At 71.8% G+C, this 3,193-nt stretch carries 2 protein-coding genes; both read right to left on the bottom strand.

Going from position 1 to position 3,193, the window contains the following annotated elements; genetic code table 11:
* Nucleotides 1-2,115, bottom strand: a 2,115-nt coding sequence (locus ACOADB_RS13335; RefSeq protein WP_378599300.1) for an ABC transporter ATP-binding protein, incomplete at its 3' end; no start/stop codon positions are given.
* Between the two features lie 219 nt (nucleotides 2,116-2,334).
* A partial coding sequence (locus ACOADB_RS13330) for an NADP-dependent isocitrate dehydrogenase (RefSeq protein ID WP_378599297.1) occupies nucleotides 2,335-3,193 on the bottom strand: 859 nt, incomplete at its 5' end.

Raw genomic sequence — 3,193 nt, 5'->3', positions numbered from 1 at the left:
CATCACCTCGATCCACCACCGCGGGTAGCGACGGAAGGCGTCGGCGAGCAGGATCGGCGCGACCAGCAGGCCGGCCACCAGCAGGCCCGTCATCACGGTCGGCGTCTGCCCCGCGGCGAGCCGCTGGACGACCAGGCCCCACAGGAGTCCGGTGATCGCACCGAGCGGCGCGAAGATGCTGCCGCCGAGGAACAGCAGCACGGAGTAGATGCCCCACATCGGCCGCACCCACATCGCGTGCCACGTACCGCGGGTGAGCGTCGGGCCGGGGGCGATGGCCGGCCGTTCCGGCACAGGTCCGGTACGACGACGCCCACCCACCGACGCGCCGGGGTCTGCGTCCAATGACTCCTCGGCGGCGGGGCTGTCGTAGGGATCGGTCCCCGCGTTGGCCAGGCTGGCGGTGACGAGGCGGCGGAACGGGCCGTCGACCTCCGCGAGCGCAGCGCGCAGCCCCTGCTGGATGACACGGCCGTGGTCGAGGACCGCGACCATCTCGGCGCGCTCGATGGTGCCGAGCCGGTGCGCGACGAGCACGCCGGTGCGACCCTTGATCAGCCGGTCGGCGGCGGCGACGACGCGGGCCTCGGTGACCGGGTCCATCCGGGCGGTCGCTTCGTCCAGGACCACGACCTGGACGTGGCGGACCAGGAGGCGCGCGAAGGCGACGAGCTGCTCCTCTCCTGCCGACAGGCGGGTGCCGCCGGGGCCGAGCAGGGTGTCCAGGCCGTCGGGCAACCCGTCGACCCAGTCGGTGAGGCCGAGCTCGTCGACCGCTGCCTCGATCTCCTCGCAGGGAGTGTCGGAGAACAGTGCGATGTTCTCGGCGAGCGTGCCGGCGAGGATCTCGGTGCGCTGGGTGACCACCCCGACGCGACGCCGCAGCTCGTGGAGATCGAGGGTGGTGATGTCGATGCCGCCGAGGAAGATCGTGCCGGGCGGCGGGTCGACCGCGCGCGAGAGCAGCGAGGCGAGCGTCGACTTGCCCGAGCCGGTGCGACCGACGAGGGCGAGGGTGTGTCCGGCCTCGACGACCAGATGGACGTCGCGCAGTCCGAAGGTGCCCTCGGCGTAGGAGAAGTCGAGGCCCCGGATGCGCAGGTCGAGGGCGCCACCGGGCACCGGCTCGCCGCCGACCGGCTCGGCCTCGACACCGAGCAGCTGGCGCAGCCGCAGCACCGCGCCGAGCCCGGCCTGGATGTCGGGCAGCTGGTGGGCGAGCTGGTTGATCTGGCCGACGAAGATCGTGGTGACCAGGAACAGGGTGACCAGACGGGCCAGGCCGAGGTCGCCATGGCTGACCAGCGCGACACCCGACACGGCGACGGCGACCAGCAGCCCGTGGAGCAGCAGCCCGACCTTGATCGCGAGCCCGGCCTCGACCATCAGCACCCGCCGGAACTTCTCGTGCACGTCCGCCGACAGCTCCGCCAGGCGTCGTACGGCGAAGGCCTGGCCACGGCTCGTCCGCAGGTCGTCGCGCCCGGCAATGCCCTCCTCGAGTGCGGCGGCGTGGTCGGTCCACGCGGCCTCCTCGATCACCTTCAGCCGGGAGATCTGGATCAGCGACGGCTTCATCACCCACACCGTCACGGCGCCGACGACGGGGAACAGGATGGCCGCCGGCCACCAGGTCACCCCGGCGACGACCCACATCGGCACCGCGCCGAAGGTGGTCCGCATCGCCATCCAGATCTGCTGGCGCAGCAGGGTGCCGACCTCGTGGGTGTCGTCGTCGACCCGGTCCAGCACTTCGCCGACGGCCTGCTCGGTGAGGTGCTCCAGGGGTTGCTGCAGGGCGGCGCTCAGGAGGTCACCCCGCAGGCGTCCCTCGGCACGGTCGACCACCCCGGCCCAGACGATCCGGCCGGACGTGTCGACCAGTGCGGCGCCGACCACCAGCGCGGCGAGCCAGGCGACGAGCGTCCCGGTCGGGTGGTCAGCGAGCCGTCCGGCGACCACGGTGCCGAGCGCCTGGGCGAGGGCCCCGATGGCAACGGCGGCGACGGCGTAGCCAGCCGCGCGACCGCGCATCCGGCGCCAGTCGACGCGACGCGCGGGATCGTCACTGACGGCCGCGGCGGGCGCAGCGGCCCGGGTCAACGTCGTCGTCACTGAATCGAGAGTAGTTGGCGGCATCGACAACCGCCTCCGAATGACCTGCTGTCCCGAAGGCGCAATTCAGGCAGGCTTGCCGCCAGGACGACGCAACCCAACGGAAAGTCAACTGCGCGCGCGGCAGCGCGGCGCCCGCGGCGAAGCCGCATCGAGCCGGCCCGCGGGCCCGAAGGGTCCGTGTGGCCGGCTCGATGGGCGACGCGCTCGCGCCATCAATCAGAAGGCGGCGAGGGCCCCGTTCAGCGTTGCGCTCGGGCGCATCACGGCGGACGTCTTCTCCGCGTCCGGGTGGTAGTAGCCACCGATGTCGGCCGGCGAGCCCTGGACCGCGATCAGCTCGGCCGCGATCTTGTCCTCGTTCGCACGAAGCGTCTCGGCGAGCGTCTTGAACAGGGCAGCCAGGTCGGCGTCCTCGGTCTGCGCAGCGATCTCCTCGGCCCAGTAGAGCGCCAGGTAGAAGTGCGAGCCGCGGTTGTCCGTGGTGCCGAGCTTGCGGCCGGGCGAGCGGTCCTCGTCGAGGAACGTGCCCGTGGCCCGGTCGAGGGCGTCGGCCAGGATCTGCGCAGCCGGGGCGCCGGCCTGCTCGGCGTACTTCTCCAGCGAGGGAACGAGGGCGAAGAACTCGCCGAGCGAGTCCCAGCGCAGGTAGTTCTCGTTGACGAGCTGCTCGACGTGCTTGGGCGCCGAACCGCCGGCGCCGGTCTCGAAGAGGCCACCGCCCGCGATCAGCGGGACGACCGACAGCATCTTGGCCGAGGTGCCGAGCTCGAGGATCGGGAACAGGTCGGTGTTGTAGTCACGCAGCACGTTGCCGGTCACCGAGATCGTGTCCTCGCCCTTGCGCAGGCGCTCGAGGGAGTAGGTGCAGGCGAGCTCGGGCGAGAGGACCTGGATCTCGAGGCCGTCGGTGTCGTGGTCGGCGAGGTAGGTGCGGACCTTCTTGATGATCTCGGCGTCGTGGGCGCGCGACTCGTTGAGCCAGAAGATCGCCGGCGTCGAGGATGCACGGGCACGGGTGACCGCGAGCTTCACCCAGTCCTGGACCGGGATGTCCTTGGTCTGGCAGGCACGCCAG

Origin of the sequence: Nocardioides sp. CPCC 206348 (assembly GCF_048654705.1) — a bacterium.
Classification (GTDB): domain Bacteria; phylum Actinomycetota; class Actinomycetes; order Propionibacteriales; family Nocardioidaceae; genus Nocardioides.
The sequence above is the reverse complement of the archived record's forward strand: the minus strand, read 5'-3'. Positions and strand labels throughout refer to the sequence as shown.